Here is a 14,938-nt window from a genome sequence, read left to right on the forward strand (position 1 = left end):
CATGACAACCGAGCAGATCAGACAACAACAGGCCGCCGGATTTCGGAACCTGCGCTTTGCGCCCGATCTGGAGGAGGCTTACCGGCGAACCCGGTCCGCACTGATCCGACAACGAGCCCGGCCCGTTTCAGTGGCCGGCCTGTTCCTTTTTTTGATCTACGCGGTTATGGATACACTGACCCTGCCGCCTGACCTGGCTCAGGTCACGGTCTCCATCCGGCTCGCCGTCACCTGCCCGGTGATTGCCTCAGTTGTCTGGCTCGCCTACCGCGCGTCTCCCTCGGACAGGCTCTTCGAGCGCATCTATACCCTGGCCTACCTCGTAGGTGGCCTGAGCGTGGTCGCAATCATAGCCGCCGCGCGACAGGTTGCCTTTCCGCTGCCCTACGAGGGCATGATCCTGATGCTCATGTTCGGATACTTTGCCATGGGGCTGCCGTTCTTCAGCGCGTCCATGGTCTCGCTTGTTCTGATCGTCGGCTACCTTCTGACCGAACTCTGGAGCGGTATGTCCGGCTCCGACATCGCGACTAACCTGTTTTTCCTGACCACGGCCAACCTTATCGGCATGGTTGGCGCGTGGACCAGTGAATACCGCCACCGAGCGCACTTTCTGGACCGTAAGCTGCTGGATCACATGCATCAGGCGGCCCGCGACGAGAGCCGGCGAAAAACGGAGCTGATCACCGCAGCCAGCCATGACCTGCGCCAGCCTCTGAACGTGATCGACATAACGCTGGAAAGCCTGTCACCAAGCAAACACGGCCCCGCAGCGCACCCGGCCACCCAACAGTTGCGGGACATGATTCGTCATCTCCGGCGCCTGCTGGGCACCGTATTCGACAGCGCACGGCTCAACGAGGGCATGGTGCAAGCCGTTATCCGACCCACCGCACTGGCACCGGTATTCCGGGATCTCAACGATTTGCTGGCGGACTCGGTTGGCAATAACAAGATAGAGGTTCGGATTGACCACCCGGGTAGTGATCTTCAGGTTATGGCGGATCCATCACTGTTGTCGCGGATCCTCCAGAACCTGATATTCAATGCGGTGCAACACAGCGGCGGCACGGCCGTTACCCTGTCAGCAAAAGCCATGGGCTCACAGGTGTTGCTGGAAGTCGCGGATAACGGCATCGGCCTGCCATCGGGGCTGGTGGATAACCTGTTCTCACCCTACGTGAGAGGCGCAGGCCCCAGTGAGTATCCGGGTCTGGGACTTGGCCTGACCATTGTTCAGGAATTTGTTGCGCTGATGCGGGGAGAGTGCGGCGCCGAGTCGAAGTCTGGCGGGGGAGCTGTGTTCTGGGTCCGGCTTCCCGCGGCCGTTACAACCACCCACGAGCCCGGGCCAGATTCACGCATTCTGTCCGGTTGTGAACACCAAGCTGGGTAAAAATCGCCTTGAGATGGGTTTTCACCGTGTGCTCCGTCAAATTCAGGCTCTGGCAAATCCGTTTATTGGGAAAGCCCTGGGCCAACAACAGGAGCACGTCCATTTGCCTCGGGGTCAATGACAGACCCGGTGCCACAGGATCGACACCGCCGGGGAAATACCTCTCACCGCGGCTTACAGAGCGGACCATGCTCACCAGCGCCGACCGCCCGGCAGATTTCGCCAGAAAGCCACTGGCACCGGCTGCCTGCGCAGCTCTTACCGTGGATTCGTCTTCACTGCTGGAAATGATCACCACCGGAGGTGGCTCCCTGTGGCTTGCCAGCCTGGGTAACAACGCCAACCCTGTTTCGCCCTGCAAAGCGATATCGAGCAGGATCAGCTGAAAATCGTCCTGACGGACCAACAAATCCGAGGCGCCCTCAACGGTGCTGGCGATCACAACGGATTCGGCCAAGCCTTCCTGACGGATCAGGCCCGCCAACCCCTGGGAAAAAAGAGCATGGTCATCGACCAGCAACACCTTCTTCATAGGAACTGGTCGTGCGCCCGCAGCAGGGGCTTGCCCGGCTTTCGATGATATGGCATCCATGGATGTGCCTCTGCCCGCTGTGTTTATTTTTGTTACGGCGGATGCGTCACTATAGGCCAGCCAAACGCTGCGCTCCGCGCACTGCTTAACATTTTTTTACAGGGACCTACGGCCTTGCGTCCCAATGTGTAGGCAATGAAACACAAATGTCATATTTCTGAAGCATCCTTCCAGCTTCTCAACCAACTGTCTGGTAAGGGTTTTTCGAAAGATGCCGCGATTCACACGGATGACTGCAACACTCCCGGGACTGCTACTGCCCGCTCTTATGGCCTTTCAGGCCCAGGCCTATGATCTGGAAATTCACGGTTCCAATACCGTCGGCGCGACCCTGGCGCCAATGCTGGTTACCGGCTATCTGGAAGAGCATGGCGGCGGACAGGTTGCAGCCAGGGGTACGGGCGTGGAAAACGAAAAGATCCTGCGAGCGCCTGTGAACAATCGGGCGGCCGAGGTGCTGGTCGCGGCGCACGGATCAAGCACCGGCTTCAAGGCGATGGCCGCAGGCAAGGCCGACATCTGGGCCTCTTCCCGCCCGGTAAAACCGCAGGAAGCAGAGCAATTTCGCGCCCGGGCGGATCTCACTGCGCCCGAGAGCGAGCACGTTATTGCCATTGATGGCCTGGCCATTCTGGTGCACCCGTCCAACCCCGTAAGCAAAATGAGCATCGAAACCCTGGGCCGCGTATTCTCCGGGCAGATCCGGAACTGGTCTGAGCTGGGCGGCCCGGACCGCCCGATTCATCTCTACGCCCGGGATGACCGTTCCGGAACCTGGGACACCTTCAAATCCCTGGTTCTTGGAAAACAGTTCGAACTGGACAGCAACGCCAGGCGCTACGAATCCAACGACCAGCTGTCGGATGACGTAAGCAGGGATCCTTCGGGTATTGGTTTCTCCGGCCTCGCCTCAGTGCGTAAGAGCAAACTCCTGGCGATCTCGGAAGGCAATGCCCCGGCGCTTCACCCCAACCAGCTCACCGTTGCCAGTGAGGATTATCCGCTATCACGACGCCTGTTCATGTACACGCCCGGGAGTGACGTCCCGCCACTTTCCGCAGGTCTGATTGGCTTTGCCCTCGGCCAGCAAGGCCAGGCACTGGTTGCCGAGTCCGGATTCATCTCCCAGAATCCCATCGCGGTCAAGCCGGAATTCGACGAATCGACGCCCGAGAGTTTTCGCCGTCTGACCGGCAACTACCATCGCCTGACGGTCAATTTCCGTTTCTCCGAAGGCCGGACCAAGCTCGATAACAAGGCCCGCCGGGACCTGCAGCGTCTGCAGCAGTACCTGGCCCAAAACGAGCGCTCCGCCGACGACCTGTTACTGATCGGGTTCGCCGACACCCAGAGCCATGAACTACGTGCCCAGATGATTTCCGAGCTTCGGGCCCTGTCGGTCCGCAAGGCTCTGCAGGAGGTAGGGGTACCGGACGTGGCCTACACCGGCTACGGCCAGTACATGCCGGTAGGTGGAAGCGGAAGCCCGCGCAATGGTCGCGTGGAAGTCTGGATCAAATCCCGCTAGCCGAGACCAAAGTCTGAGGAAAAACTGCGGCAATCACCTATCCGCCACGACATCACAGATATGTTTGGGTTTCCTATACTGACGGGGTCATTTTCAACCAACAGACAGGGACAATGGACATCCAAAACGACCACCGTTACGCGATCAACCTGAACGTCCGAGGCATTCAGCCCTCGGCCACCCTTCGAATCAACGAGCTGAGCAATCAGCTCAAATCCGAGGGCAAGGACATTATCAAACTCGGGCTGGGGCAATCCCCTTTCCCGGTTCCCGATCGCGTGGTGGACGCGCTCAAGGAGCACGCCCACGAAAAGGACTATTTGCCAGTAAAAGGTCTCAAAGGCCTGCGCGAAGCGATTGCCGGCTACATCAATCGCAGCGAGCGAATGCGTTGTACCTGGGAGGACGTCCTGATCGGCCCGGGCTCCAAAGAGCTGCTGTTCATGCTTCAACTGGCCTACTATGGGGATCTGCTGATTCCGCGCCCAAGCTGGGTTTCCTACGCCCCGCAAGCCCGAATTATCGGCCGTTCTGTCCACTGGCTGCCGACCCATGCCGAGAACAACTGGCAGCTTACCGCCGAAGAGCTGGATATCATCTGTCGGGATGATCCCTCGCGGCCCCGGATACTGATCCTGAACTATCCGTCCAACCCTACCGGGTGCACCTACACCGACGACCAGCTGCTGGCCATCGCCAATGTCGCCCGCAAATACCGGCTGATCCTGCTGTCGGACGAGATTTACGGCGAGGTACATTTCGAGGGCAAACACAAATCCATTGCCCGCTATTACCCGGAAGGCACCATCATCAGTACTGGCCTGAGCAAGTGGGCGGGTGCCGGCGGCTGGCGTCTTGGCACATTCATTTTCCCCCGGGAACTGAGGCCGCTGCAGGACGCCATGGCCATCATCGCCAGTGAAACGTACACGGCGACGAGCGCACCCATCCAGCACGCGGCCATTGCCGCGTTCAATGGCGGCGACGACATCGACGAATACCTCAAACAGTCCCGTCGGGTGCTGAAGGTTGTTGGCGAGTACATGCATCGTCGACTGAGCGACATGGGCGCCGTGGTCCAGAAACCGGAAGGTGCGTTCTACCTGTTCCCGGACTTCTCCGGTTTCCGGGAACAACTGGCCAGTAAAGACATCAAGACCAGCCAGGCCTTCTGCCAGGCCCTGCTGGAAAACACCGGCGTGGCCATCCTGCCGGCCAGCGATTTTGGCTTCGTGCCGGATCATCTGGCGGCGCGCCTGGCCTTCGTTGACTTCGACGGTGCCGAATCCCTGGCGCTCGCCGGCGGCGACTATGCCGAACAGGAACTGGGCGACGACTTCGTCCAACAGGCATGCCCACGACTGGTCAAGGCTATGGACAAGATGGAGCAGTGGCTGACCAGCCTCTGATTCTGCCGTGTTAGACTGGCGCCCTCATTCTCTTACGGGATATCAACGGGGGTGCCATGTCTGATTCTGTTTCTCTGCTCGAGATTACCGACTTTGCCGAAAACCTGGCCCGCGAGGCCGGCGAACTGATTCGCCGCGAGCGGGACAACAACGCCCTGCGCACCGATTACAAGCATCAAACCGAGCTGGTAACCCACGCCGACGTGATGGCGGACGAATTCATCATAGGCGCCATCCGCAAACGCTTCCCCGGACACCGGATTCTCTCGGAAGAGACCATGCCGGACCTTAGCCAGGCCGAGGAGCTGGATACCCCCCTCTGGATCGTCGATCCCATCGATGGCACAGTGAACTACGCCTATGGCCATCCCCAGGTAGCCGTCTCCATTGCCTATGCCGAAAAAGGTCGGGTTCAGGCCGGTGTGGTGCATGCACCCTTCCCGGGCGAAACCTTCCGGGCAACCCGCTCAGAAGGCGCGACACTGAATGGCCGCCCCATTCGCCACAGTGGTGCCACCGTGCCCAGGGACTCACTATTCGCCACCGGTTTTCCCTACACCAAAGACAGCCTTGAACCCCTGGTAAAGCGCCTGGATGCGATGATTCACCAGTGCCGCGACCTGCGCCGGATTGGCTCAGCGGCCCTGGATATCTGCTGGGTGGCCTGCGGCCGACTGGATATCTACTACGAGAACGTCAGCCCCTGGGACTTCGCCGCCGCCCGCCTGATCGCCCTGGAAGCAGGCGCCACAGCGGGGCATTTCAGCGAGGTGCCTGAGGGCTATCCTGCCGACCTCTGGGGCCGCGACATTCTGATCTCGGCGCCGGCCGTCTGGGAGCCTGTTCGGTCTATCCTGCGGTCGGCCTCGGGGTATGACTGATTAGACCTGTGCTCGCCTCCATAGTGTTGTCCCTGGCCTGTTAGCTATCGGGCAGGCACGGGATGGGAACCTGCTCCCCGGAACCGCTACGAGCACATCCATGTGCGCTTGGCGTCGGCCATCCATGGCCGGCGACATTCCGGGGAGCAGGTTCCCATCCCGTGCCGGCGTTGCAGTGGCGATATCGCAGAAATTTGGAAGAAAGATCGGATAGGCCGTAATCGAAAGATATATCTCTAGAGCTGGAGAGGCGCTGTTGGGTGGGGCTTTTACGGAATGTCGGCGGCCATGGATGGCCGACGCCAAGCGCACATGGATGTGCTCGTAGCGGTTCCGTAAAAGCCCCACCCAACGGCGCCAGACTCCCAAGCCTTCAGGCTACAAAATTTAAAGCAGCCAACTTCAGACTCAGCCCCAAACACCCTCGGCAACCAATCCCCAACTCTCGTCAAAATCGGTTGACGGCAACCGCGAGAAAGACGACCGGATAAACCGCTGAATGCGGCCTTCAACGAACACCAGAACATAATCAGCGCCCCGGGCCGAGCTGGTTCTGGGCCGCAAACCCTGGCGGATTTCGCCTTCCTTCAGGGTCTGACGCACCTGGGTTTCCAGGCGCTCGAAGAACTGGGAGGCACGCTTGCGCAGGGTGTCGTTCTCGCCCATCAGGGCATCGCCGGTCAGCACACAACACAGCCCCGGATTGCGTTCAGCAAAGACCAGCACCAGGTGCACCAATTGCTGGAGGCGCACCCGCACATCGTCCTGCTCCTGCAGGATCACCTGGCAGCGAGAGAACACGGCCTCTTCGGCAAACTCGATAAGCGCCTCGAACATTTTCCGCTTGCTGGGAAAATGCCGATACAAAGCGGCCTCGGTAACGCCCACGGATTTGGCGAGACCGGCGGTGGTGATACGGGCGCCCGGATCGGTCTCCAGGAGTTCCACAAGAGCATGGAGAATCGCCTCGCGGCGACTGGGTTTCTGGTCAGTCATGGCAGGACAGCAGCGCTCTGATTTATCGTTGTCGGGGCCGGTCGTTCGGCGCCGGCCCTCGGTTATCGTTAGTCAGGATTGTGCCCGAGATCAGAAGAAGGTGCCATCAATGGGCGAGGATGCGCTGGCATAGAGCTTCTTGGGCATCCGGCCCGCCAGATAGGCTTCACGACCAGACTCAATGGCCAAACGCATGGCATTGGCCATTCTGATCGGATCTTTGGCCTGGGCAATCGCGGTGTTCATCAGCACGCCGTCGCAGCCCAGTTCCATGGCGATGGTGGCGTCTGACGCAGTGCCAACGCCCGCATCTACAAGTACCGGTACCTTGGCGTTTTCCACGATCAGCCGGATGTTATACCGGTTCTGGATACCCAGGCCGGAACCGATGGGGGCACCAAGGGGCATGATGGCCACACAGCCCATCTCTTCCAAACGCTTGGCCAGCAGCGGGTCGTCCGAGCAGTAGACCATGACCTTGAAGCCGTCCTTGATGAGCTCTTCGGCGGCAACCAGGGTCTCGGTCATGTTCGGGTAAAGGGTTTTCTCCTCACCGAGGACTTCCAGCTTCACCAGATCATGACCATCGAGAAGCTCCCGGGCCAGCTTGCAGGTGCGTACGGCGTCTTTCGCGGTATAACAGCCCGCCGTGTTGGGCAAAATGGTGTATCGATCCGGGGACACCACATCCAGCAGATTCGGCTCGTCCGGATTCTGGCCAAGGTTGGTGCGACGCACCGCAACGGTAACAATCTCGGCCCCGCTGGATTCGATCGCATGGCCGGTTTCCATCATGTCACGATATTTGCCGGTACCGACGAGCAAACGGGACTGGTAGACCCGTCCGGCAATTTCGAGTGGTCTGTCTTCTGGAAGCTGGATTTCGGATGTCTCTGTCATAGTATTCCTGAATAATTTGAATACGGGAGGATGAAAACCGCCGTGGTCGGTAGGTTCGGCGGACCGGCCAATTCAGCCGCCGCCAATAGCGTGAACGACTTCTACACGGTCGCCATCGCTCAGGGTAAATTCCGGATGCCGGCTCCGCGGCACAATGTCCTCGTTAACCTCAACCGCCAGCCGCTTGCCCGCGAGAGCCATCTTTTCAATCAGCGTGGCAATGGTTGCGCCATTCGGCAGTTCCATTGCATCGCCATTCACCTGAACCTGCATCGTGACTCTTGAACCTCTGTATTCTTCACTTGTTCCGGCGGAGACCGGAGGTTATTAACAGCGCCCAGCCCACCATGAAGCACACCCCACCAAGCGGCGTGATCGGGCCGATCCAGCGGATATCCGTCACCACCAGCAAGTAAAGACTGCCACTGAATAACAGGATGCCGGCCAGGAAGAATCCGGCTGACCAACCCAATAATTTTTTGGAAAGCCCTTGTCCGGCCAGTAACGCCAACAGAACCAGCGCCAAGGAATGGTACATTTGATATGTGACGGCGGTCTGAAAAACTTCAAGCCCTCGCTCACTGACCAGGCTACGCAGGCCGTGTGCGCCAAAGGCGCCAGCCATCACCGCCAGGAGCGCCAGAAAAGCACCGGCAACCAGGGGCAGTGCAAGGACCCGGTTTTCGGTCTGTTGTACGGACTCAGCAGTCACAGTGGATCTTTTCTCCCGTATCCAGGTTCATCATGGTTAACGCTCCACCCCAGACACACCCTGTATCCAGACCGATAAACCGGTCGCTGCCGGTTTTTCCTTCCAGGGCTGCCCAGTGACCAAACACCACACGGACATCGTCAGTACGAGGGAAATGAAACCACGGTTCGAAACCTTCCGGGGCGCTGTCAACGGCTTCCTTTGCCGCCAGCTCCAGGGTGCCATCGTCGGCAATAAAGCGCATGCGGGTGAAATAGTTGGTAATGACCCGCCAGCGGTCCATACCCTGCAGGGTTTCATCCCAGCGCTCGGGCTGGTTGCCGTACATGTGGGTGAAATATTCCTCGGCGGCATCGCCCCGGATCACGGCTTCCACCTCCTGAGCGCACGCCATGGCCTGACTGACCGTCCAGATATGGGGCAAACCGGCGTGGGTCATCACCAGATTCCGGACCGGATCGTGAACGCACAGATTCTGTTGCCGAAGCCAGCTCACCAGCCGGTCGTGATCCGGTGCTTCCAGAATATCCGCCAGGGTGTCTTTCCGACGCGTCTGGTGCCCCCCCAGCGCCACCGCCAGAAGGTGCAGATCATGATTGCCGAGCACCACAACCGCCGAATCCTCCAGGCTCTCGATATACCTCAGGGTTGCCAGTGAGGACGGGCCACGGTTGATCAGATCGCCGGCCACCCATAGACGGTCACGGGAGGGAGAGAAATCCACTTTATCCAGGACATCTCTCAGACGCTCGTAACAGCCCTGAATGTCGCCGATCGCGTAGTCAGTCATCACTTACCTCGTTTGCCGGGTTGGCTGAACCCTTCTCCGCAAAAAGCAGGTCTGCAATGGCCACGTAATCGGCCAGGCCAAGGTTCTCCGGGCGCAGACCGTCATTGATGCCTAGGCTCTGGAGCTGCTCGACCGAAACCATTCCGCCAAGTGCCTTGCGGAGAGTTTTCCGCCGGGCGTTAAAGGCTGTGCGGACCACGGCCTGCAGTGTCGTCAAATCCTTCGCCGGGTGTGGCAGGGTCTTGTGAGGCACCAATCGGACAATCGCCGAATCCACCTTGGGCGCAGGGCGGAATGCGCCGGGCCCCACCTCGAACAACGGCTGAACCTTGCAGAAATACTGGGTCATGATGCCGAGGCGGCCGTAATTGTTGTCACCCGGAACAGCCGCCATCCGCTGAACCACCTCTTTCTGCAGCATGAAGTGCATGTCCTGCACAACGCCGGCCTGGGACAGCAGGTGAAAAATCAGCGGTGTGGAAATGTTGTACGGCAAATTACCGATGATCCGCAGGGGGCGGTCAACCATCAGTTGGCTGAAATCAAACTTGAGCGCGTCCGCCTCGTGAATCCGGAATTCCGGATAGTTGAAAAACTTGGTGCGCAGCACCGGAATCAGGTCCCGATCCAGCTCCACTACCTGCAACTTCGGATTCACCGCCAGGATTTCCTCGGTCAGTGCGCCCAGGCCAGGGCCAATTTCCACGATAGCGTCATCGGGTTTCGGGTTAATGGCGCGGATGATCTGCTCTATGACCCCCGGATCATGGAGGAAATTCTGGCCAAACCGTTTTCTGGCCTGGTGGCCGGCTTTGTTGCTCACGAACGAGTCTCTTCAATTGCAGATTTGCGACAACGAGCCATTTGCTCGCCTACCTTCAGGGCCGTATGCAGACTGCCGGCATCGGCTCGACCGGTTCCCGCCAGATCCAGAGCCGTGCCATGGTCCACAGAGGTGCGCACAATCGGAAGCCCCAGGGTAATGTTCACCGCACGCCCAAAGCCCTGAAACTTCAGCACCGGCAGCCCCTGATCATGGTACATGGCCAGAACCGTATCTGCCTGGCCGAGCCAGTGCGGGGTAAACAGGGTATCGGCAGGTAAAGGTCCGGTCAGAGAAATGCCTTCGGCACGCAGAGCCTCCAGAGTCGGCTCGATGGTGTCGATTTCCTCCCGACCAAGGTGACCACCTTCGCCGGCATGAGGGTTCAGGCCTGCCACCAGTATCCTGGGCCGGGCAATGCCGAAGAACTTTTTTAGATCGGCATCAAGAATTCGCGTTACCTGAGCCAGGCGCTCCGGGGTAATGGCGGCGGAAACGTCCTTGAGCGGTAAGTGGGTGGTAACAAGCGCAACCCGCAGCTCTTCGGTCGCCAGCATCATGACCACACGATCCACCCCACACAGCTCCTGCAGGAACTCGGTATGGCCGCTGAACGCGATGCCGGCATCGTTGATAACGCCCTTATGGACAGGCGCCGTCACCATACCGTCAAAATCACCGCTGAGGCAGCCGTTAGCGGCGACTTCCAGTGTTCTGAGCACATAGGCACCGCTGCCGGTATCCAGTGTGCCCGGTTCATGATTGGCGCAACCGTCCACATGCAGCACCGACAGCAGGCCTGCCTCCATTTCCGGCACCTCTCCGGGCTGCCAGGCACGCATTTCAACCGCCAGATTCATTTGCTTCGCCCGGGCCTCCAGCAATGGCCGGCTGGCAACCACCACCACACCTGCACTCCGGGCCGCAAGAGCCAGTTGCAGGCATAACTCCGGACCAATGCCGGCAGGTTCGCCGGCGGTCAGTGCCAGCACCACGGGATTACTCATCAGGAGACCGGCTCTTCTTCGGCCGGTTCATCCTTGGCGTACTCGCCCTTGAACTCGACAAAGGCCTCATCGCGGATCTCCTGAAGCCAGTTCTGCAGTTCGGTCTCGAACTTGCGGCGATAGATGGCCTGGCGGGCCTCGGCGTCGCGCACATCACCGCTGATGTCTTTCTGGCGGCGCTCCTGAACCTGCAGGATGTGCCAGCCAAACTGGGAACGGAATGGCCCGCGCAACTCGCCAATATCAGCATCGAGCATGGCCTGCTCAAACGCCGGCACCATCTGGCCCGGGCTTACCCAGCCCAGATTACCGCCATCGGAGCCAGACACCGGATCATCGGAGAACTCTCTGGCCAGCGCACTGAAGCTGGCTCCGTTCTGAAGCTGCTGGTACAGATCCCGGATCGTGGTTTCAGCCTGGCTGTCAGTAGTTGCTTCGGAAGGCCGGACCAGAATATGACGGACACGGTGCTGCTGGATCATCTGCTGCTGCTCGCCGCCGCGCTTGTCCATCACCATCACCAGGTGGAAGCCACTGTTGTTTTCCAGGACGTCCGAAGGCTCACCCACCGGCAGCTCCGGCACAACCGGAGCAACCAGAGACGGCAGCTGACCCTCGGCACGCCAGCCCATATCGCCACCTTCCAGGGCATTACTGGCATCAGACTCGGCAACAGCCACTTCCCGGAAATCACGGCCATTGGCGATCTCACTGCGCAGCCGCTCGGCTTTCTCCCTGGCGGCATCCACCTCCGCCTCATCAGAGGGGTCGTCTACGCTCACAAAGATGTACGCCAACCGATACTGAGCGTTATTGCCCCCACGGGCCTCCAGACTTTCCAGATAGTTTTCAACTTCCCGATCGGTCACCCGAACCCGGTTGCCGACCTGGCGCTGCTGAACCCGGCTGGTCAGCATCTCCTTGCGGATCTGTTCGCGGGCCTGGTTATAAGTCACGCCTTCGGCTTCGAGCTGGTTTTCAAACTGCGGCAGGCTCATGCCATTGCGTTCGGCAATGTTGGCCATGGTTTCGTTCAACTCGTTATCGCTGATGCGCATACCGGCCCGATCTGCCATCTGCATCTGGATCGATTCGGTGATCAGCTGGTCAAGCACACGCTCTTCGAGGACCTGCCTTGGCGGCAGCGCCGTGCCCTGAGCACTGAGGCGACTGGTGATGGTGTTGATTCGGGCCTCCAACTCGGTCTGAAGGATGACATCCTCATCGACGATGGCCACCACCTGGTCCAGCAACTTACGCTCGGCCTGAACAGACAACGGGGCCAGGACGGCTAAAAGAACCAGTAACGCTTGTACACCATGGCGAAGGGTCGCCTTCATAATCACCTCTACAAATAGAATTTGAGCTTTTCTGGCGTTTTGGGGGCCTTAGTCCGGGATCCAGTCAGGGAGTTCCAAAACGACGACGCTCCCTTTCATCAAAACCGTAAATGGCCTCGGAAATACTCGATGAGGCACCATCGCTGCCGCCCAGGCCCTTTAGCTGGATCTGGAACAGTATGCGGCTATCGAGTTCCCGGTCATCGGTCAGATAGTTCTGGTGAACCACCTGAACACTCCAGCAGCAGTTATTGTATTCCAGCCCGGCCAGGGATCCGACGGTTCGATCAAGGTCGGAGTCGTAGACCCAGCGGCCGATCAGACTAACACGGTCCGAGACCGGGAAAACCGCCGCGATATCCGACTGTTCCAGTTCGCCCCGGCTGTAAGTGTGCCCCACGCTGGCCAGGTACCGGTAGTCAGTGGAGTGAAAGGTTAACTGGCTGCGGCCTTCCTCGGTATCCCCGGTATCAGGATCCCACAATCCGGAGGAGCGGATTTCCAGGGTATCAAGCGGGTTCAGCACGACTTCGCCCGCCAGCGGTGAACGGCTCCGGGTACCGGCACCCTCACCGAACAACGTCACTTCGCGGTCCTCGAAATACTGTATCTGTCCAATACTGAATCGGGCACGCTCCGCACCGGTGAGCAGGTCATTGAAACGGCTAGTCAAGGCAACGGTCAACTGGTTGGCATCGCCTACCCGGTCACCGCCGGTGAAGCGGTCCGGTCTAAACAGCTGTTCAAAACGGAAGGTCTGGAGGTCGGTATCGAAATCCGGAATGTCGTTCTGGTCCGGATCGGCATCGGCCCAGGCGTAATAGAGCCGGGGCTCCAGAGTCTGGTTGTAGGGCACATCGAACAGGCTGCTCTGTCGGTCGAAATACAAGCCGTTATCCCACTCGGCAACCGGCACGGTGCGATCGAAGCTGCCATCCCCCAGCACGTAGTCGTCCAGGTTGTAGCGGGTGTAATCCACGCTTACCGACGGCCGACTGAACCCCCACAACGCCCGCATGGGCAACGCCAGTTCCGGCCGCGCCCGGAAACGCTGCCCGTTGGCCCGGTCCAGACCGGTCAGTGCTTCGTTATCCCGGTAAAACACCGTGTACTGGCTTTCCAGGTTGGCCTCCACAATCCCCGCGCCGGTCTGGCCTGCGTAGATCACTTCCGGCAACTGGGCATAGGGTTTGTCCACGTCGGCAATGCGATCACTGATGGTCTGGTAATCGTTGAGGTAGGCATCGAAATACTGCTTGTCGCTTCGGTAGCTAATCCCGCCCTTTCTCTGCAAATGAGTTGCCTGGTTGATCTCCAGGCTGCGGTTCAGATCGCTGAGATAGTCTTCATCGCTCACCACGGAAAAATCTCCGTAGCCTCGCCAGCCACGGCCAAAGGCAGCGCGGGTCGTGGCATCCAGGGCCCAGCGCTCACCGGATTCACCCGGATTTTCCTCCTGGAACGCCGAATCATTGCCGATGTACCCGAGCTGCAGGGCAGTTTCCCCGAGAGAGCTGAGATACCGGCCTTCGACTTCATTGAACAGGCCCCGGCCATGAATGTACTGGGGCGTCAGCGTCGCGTCGTAATGGGGGGCCAGATTGAAGTAATAGGGCACGGCAAGAAAGCCGCCGCTGCCGGCACTGGAAGAGCCGAACTGCGGGTAAAGGAAACCGGACTTGCGGCGATCATCAATAGGAAAGCTTGCCCACGGCCAATAGAAAACCGGCACATTCAGGACTTCCAATCGAACGTGTTTGGCGGTACCGAATCCTTGCGCCCGATCCAGCCTGATATCCGAGGCAACGATGGCCCAGTCATTCTGGCTGGGGCCACAGGTAGTCAGAAAGCCATCTGCAATGACGACCTGTTCCTCGCTGATGCGCGACAGGCTGCCTGCACGACCGCGCATTTCCGGACCATGCAGCAGGAATGTCGCAGTGTTGATGTCGAGGCGTCCACTATCGACGTCGTAGTTCGCGTTCTCACCGGTGAGAAGGAAACCCTCGCCGCGACTGACCAGCGGGCCCTGCACCGATACTGCACCCTCCTGCTGGCTGTAGCGGGCCTCTGAACCGGTTACCTGAAAGCCGCCCTGGCGAATGCGGACATCCCCCTGAAGAAACAGTGTCCGGTCAATCTCGTAGCGGGCGTTCAAGCCTCTGGCTTCCAGCGGTTGCTCGGAATCGCTGCCAACGGCAAACGCACCATCAACGCCATTAGTGCGACCGGAAGGCAGATACCCCCCTTCGCAGAAAAGGGGCAACGAGGACCGGGCCTCGGCTGGCAGCTCTGCTCTCGGTCGCCAGTCTATTTCCGCCGCAGACGGCGGTGTCTGGGCATACCCTTCCGCAACGCCCAACCCCAAAGACGCAGCCAGCAACACACGGCCATACCGGCTCTGCCACCGGGTTTCCGGCGAATGCAGTGGGCGTTCGGGACATGGCACGGTGGCTGGATCCTGTTCCGGGTGAATTGGAGGACGGGCAATAATAAACGCCGCCTAGTTTACACGTGCCCTCGAGGGTTGTTAACGGAAACTCCGCTGCAAAACCGATTTACCC

14 protein-coding genes are annotated in these 14,938 nt (G+C 59.5%); 4 read left to right on the forward strand and 10 right to left on the reverse strand.

Annotation, left to right across the window (positions count from 1 at the left end; translation table 11 throughout):
* Window position 1: 1 nt before the first annotated feature.
* Window positions 2-1,396 carry a sensor histidine kinase gene (locus tag J3362_RS10115; RefSeq protein ID WP_349519473.1) on the forward strand — a complete coding sequence of 465 codons (1,395 nt, stop codon included), beginning with the start codon at window positions 2-4 and terminating at the stop codon, window positions 1,394-1,396.
* On the opposite strand, the gene J3362_RS10120 is transcribed toward J3362_RS10115, so the two are convergent.
* Window positions 1,329-1,928: a response regulator transcription factor gene (locus tag J3362_RS10120; protein ID WP_349519475.1), complete on the reverse strand. Its 600-nt coding sequence runs from the start codon at window positions 1,926-1,928 to the stop codon at window positions 1,329-1,331. The genes J3362_RS10115 and J3362_RS10120 overlap by 68 nt on opposite strands.
* Window positions 1,929-2,217: 289 nt before the next feature.
* Between J3362_RS10120 and J3362_RS10125 the strand changes: the two genes are divergently transcribed.
* From J3362_RS10125 to J3362_RS10135, 3 genes are all read left to right on the forward strand, one after another.
* Complete coding sequence (locus J3362_RS10125; protein WP_349519477.1) at window positions 2,218-3,516, forward strand: substrate-binding domain-containing protein; 1,299 nt, start codon at window positions 2,218-2,220, stop codon at window positions 3,514-3,516.
* A gap of 113 nt (window positions 3,517-3,629) precedes the next feature.
* Window positions 3,630-4,925, forward strand: a complete 1,296-nt coding sequence (locus tag J3362_RS10130) for a pyridoxal phosphate-dependent aminotransferase (RefSeq protein WP_349519478.1) — start codon at window positions 3,630-3,632, stop codon at window positions 4,923-4,925.
* Window positions 4,926-4,981: 56 nt separating this feature from the next.
* On the forward strand, window positions 4,982-5,806 hold the full coding sequence (locus J3362_RS10135; RefSeq protein ID WP_349519479.1) for an inositol monophosphatase family protein: 825 nt from the start codon (window positions 4,982-4,984) through the stop codon (window positions 5,804-5,806).
* A gap of 408 nt (window positions 5,807-6,214) precedes the next feature.
* Here the strand turns inward: J3362_RS10135 and slmA are convergent, their stop codons facing one another.
* From slmA to J3362_RS10180, 9 genes are all read right to left on the reverse strand, one after another.
* Window positions 6,215-6,802, reverse strand: coding sequence for a nucleoid occlusion factor SlmA (slmA, locus tag J3362_RS10140; protein ID WP_349519480.1), 588 nt, complete (start codon window positions 6,800-6,802; stop codon window positions 6,215-6,217).
* 90 nt (window positions 6,803-6,892) lie between these two features.
* Window positions 6,893-7,702 (reverse strand): thiazole synthase, encoded by an 810-nt coding sequence (locus tag J3362_RS10145; protein ID WP_349519481.1) that lies wholly within the window; start codon window positions 7,700-7,702, stop codon window positions 6,893-6,895.
* Between the two features lie 72 nt (window positions 7,703-7,774).
* Window positions 7,775-7,975 (reverse strand): sulfur carrier protein ThiS, encoded by a 201-nt coding sequence (gene thiS / locus J3362_RS10150; protein ID WP_064229836.1) that lies wholly within the window; start codon window positions 7,973-7,975, stop codon window positions 7,775-7,777.
* A gap of 25 nt (window positions 7,976-8,000) precedes the next feature.
* Complete coding sequence (locus J3362_RS10155; protein WP_349520918.1) at window positions 8,001-8,327, reverse strand: DUF423 domain-containing protein; 327 nt, start codon at window positions 8,325-8,327, stop codon at window positions 8,001-8,003.
* A gap of 76 nt (window positions 8,328-8,403) precedes the next feature.
* Window positions 8,404-9,204, reverse strand: coding sequence for a symmetrical bis(5'-nucleosyl)-tetraphosphatase (locus tag J3362_RS10160; RefSeq protein WP_349519482.1), 801 nt, complete (start codon window positions 9,202-9,204; stop codon window positions 8,404-8,406).
* The gene (gene rsmA / locus J3362_RS10165; RefSeq protein WP_349519483.1) at window positions 9,197-10,027 is read right to left on the reverse strand and encodes a 16S rRNA (adenine(1518)-N(6)/adenine(1519)-N(6))-dimethyltransferase RsmA; all 831 of its coding nucleotides are present in this window, start codon (window positions 10,025-10,027) and stop codon (window positions 9,197-9,199) included. Before rsmA ends, J3362_RS10160 begins: the two co-directional genes overlap by 8 nt.
* Entirely contained in the window at window positions 10,024-11,034 is a 1,011-nt protein-coding gene (pdxA, locus tag J3362_RS10170; RefSeq protein ID WP_349519485.1) for a 4-hydroxythreonine-4-phosphate dehydrogenase PdxA, read from the reverse strand. Before pdxA ends, rsmA begins: the two co-directional genes overlap by 4 nt.
* On the reverse strand, window positions 11,034-12,374 hold the full coding sequence (locus J3362_RS10175) for a peptidylprolyl isomerase (RefSeq protein ID WP_349519486.1): 1,341 nt from the start codon (window positions 12,372-12,374) through the stop codon (window positions 11,034-11,036). Before J3362_RS10175 ends, pdxA begins: the two co-directional genes overlap by 1 nt.
* A 64-nt stretch (window positions 12,375-12,438) precedes the next feature.
* Complete coding sequence (locus J3362_RS10180) at window positions 12,439-14,760, reverse strand: LPS-assembly protein LptD (protein ID WP_349520920.1); 2,322 nt, start codon at window positions 14,758-14,760, stop codon at window positions 12,439-12,441.
* Window positions 14,761-14,938 lie beyond the last annotated feature (178 nt).

This window comes from Marinobacter sp. NFXS11, from assembly GCF_040148675.1.
In the GTDB taxonomy this organism is placed as follows: domain Bacteria; phylum Pseudomonadota; class Gammaproteobacteria; order Pseudomonadales; family Oleiphilaceae; genus Marinobacter.

Bases quoted from the DNA above. Each gene is read 5' to 3' on its own strand.
- J3362_RS10115 (WP_349519473.1), top strand. From the start codon at position 2: ATGACAACCGAGCAGATCAGACAACAACAGGCCGCCGGATTTCGGAAC.
- J3362_RS10120 (WP_349519475.1), bottom strand. From the start codon at position 1,928: ATGAAGAAGGTGTTGCTGGTCGATGACCATGCTCTTTTTTCCCAGGGG.
- J3362_RS10125 (WP_349519477.1), top strand. From the start codon at position 2,218: ATGACTGCAACACTCCCGGGACTGCTACTGCCCGCTCTTATGGCCTTT.
- J3362_RS10130 (WP_349519478.1), top strand. From the start codon at position 3,630: ATGGACATCCAAAACGACCACCGTTACGCGATCAACCTGAACGTCCGA.
- J3362_RS10135 (WP_349519479.1), top strand. From the start codon at position 4,982: ATGTCTGATTCTGTTTCTCTGCTCGAGATTACCGACTTTGCCGAAAAC.
- slmA (WP_349519480.1), bottom strand. From the start codon at position 6,802: ATGACTGACCAGAAACCCAGTCGCCGCGAGGCGATTCTCCATGCTCTT.
- J3362_RS10145 (WP_349519481.1), bottom strand. From the start codon at position 7,702: ATGACAGAGACATCCGAAATCCAGCTTCCAGAAGACAGACCACTCGAA.
- thiS (WP_064229836.1), bottom strand. From the start codon at position 7,975: ATGCAGGTTCAGGTGAATGGCGATGCAATGGAACTGCCGAATGGCGCA.
- J3362_RS10155 (WP_349520918.1), bottom strand. From the start codon at position 8,327: ATGGCTGGCGCCTTTGGCGCACACGGCCTGCGTAGCCTGGTCAGTGAG.
- J3362_RS10160 (WP_349519482.1), bottom strand. From the start codon at position 9,204: ATGACTGACTACGCGATCGGCGACATTCAGGGCTGTTACGAGCGTCTG.
- pdxA (WP_349519485.1), bottom strand. From the start codon at position 11,034: ATGAGTAATCCCGTGGTGCTGGCACTGACCGCCGGCGAACCTGCCGGC.
- J3362_RS10175 (WP_349519486.1), bottom strand. From the start codon at position 12,374: ATGAAGGCGACCCTTCGCCATGGTGTACAAGCGTTACTGGTTCTTTTA.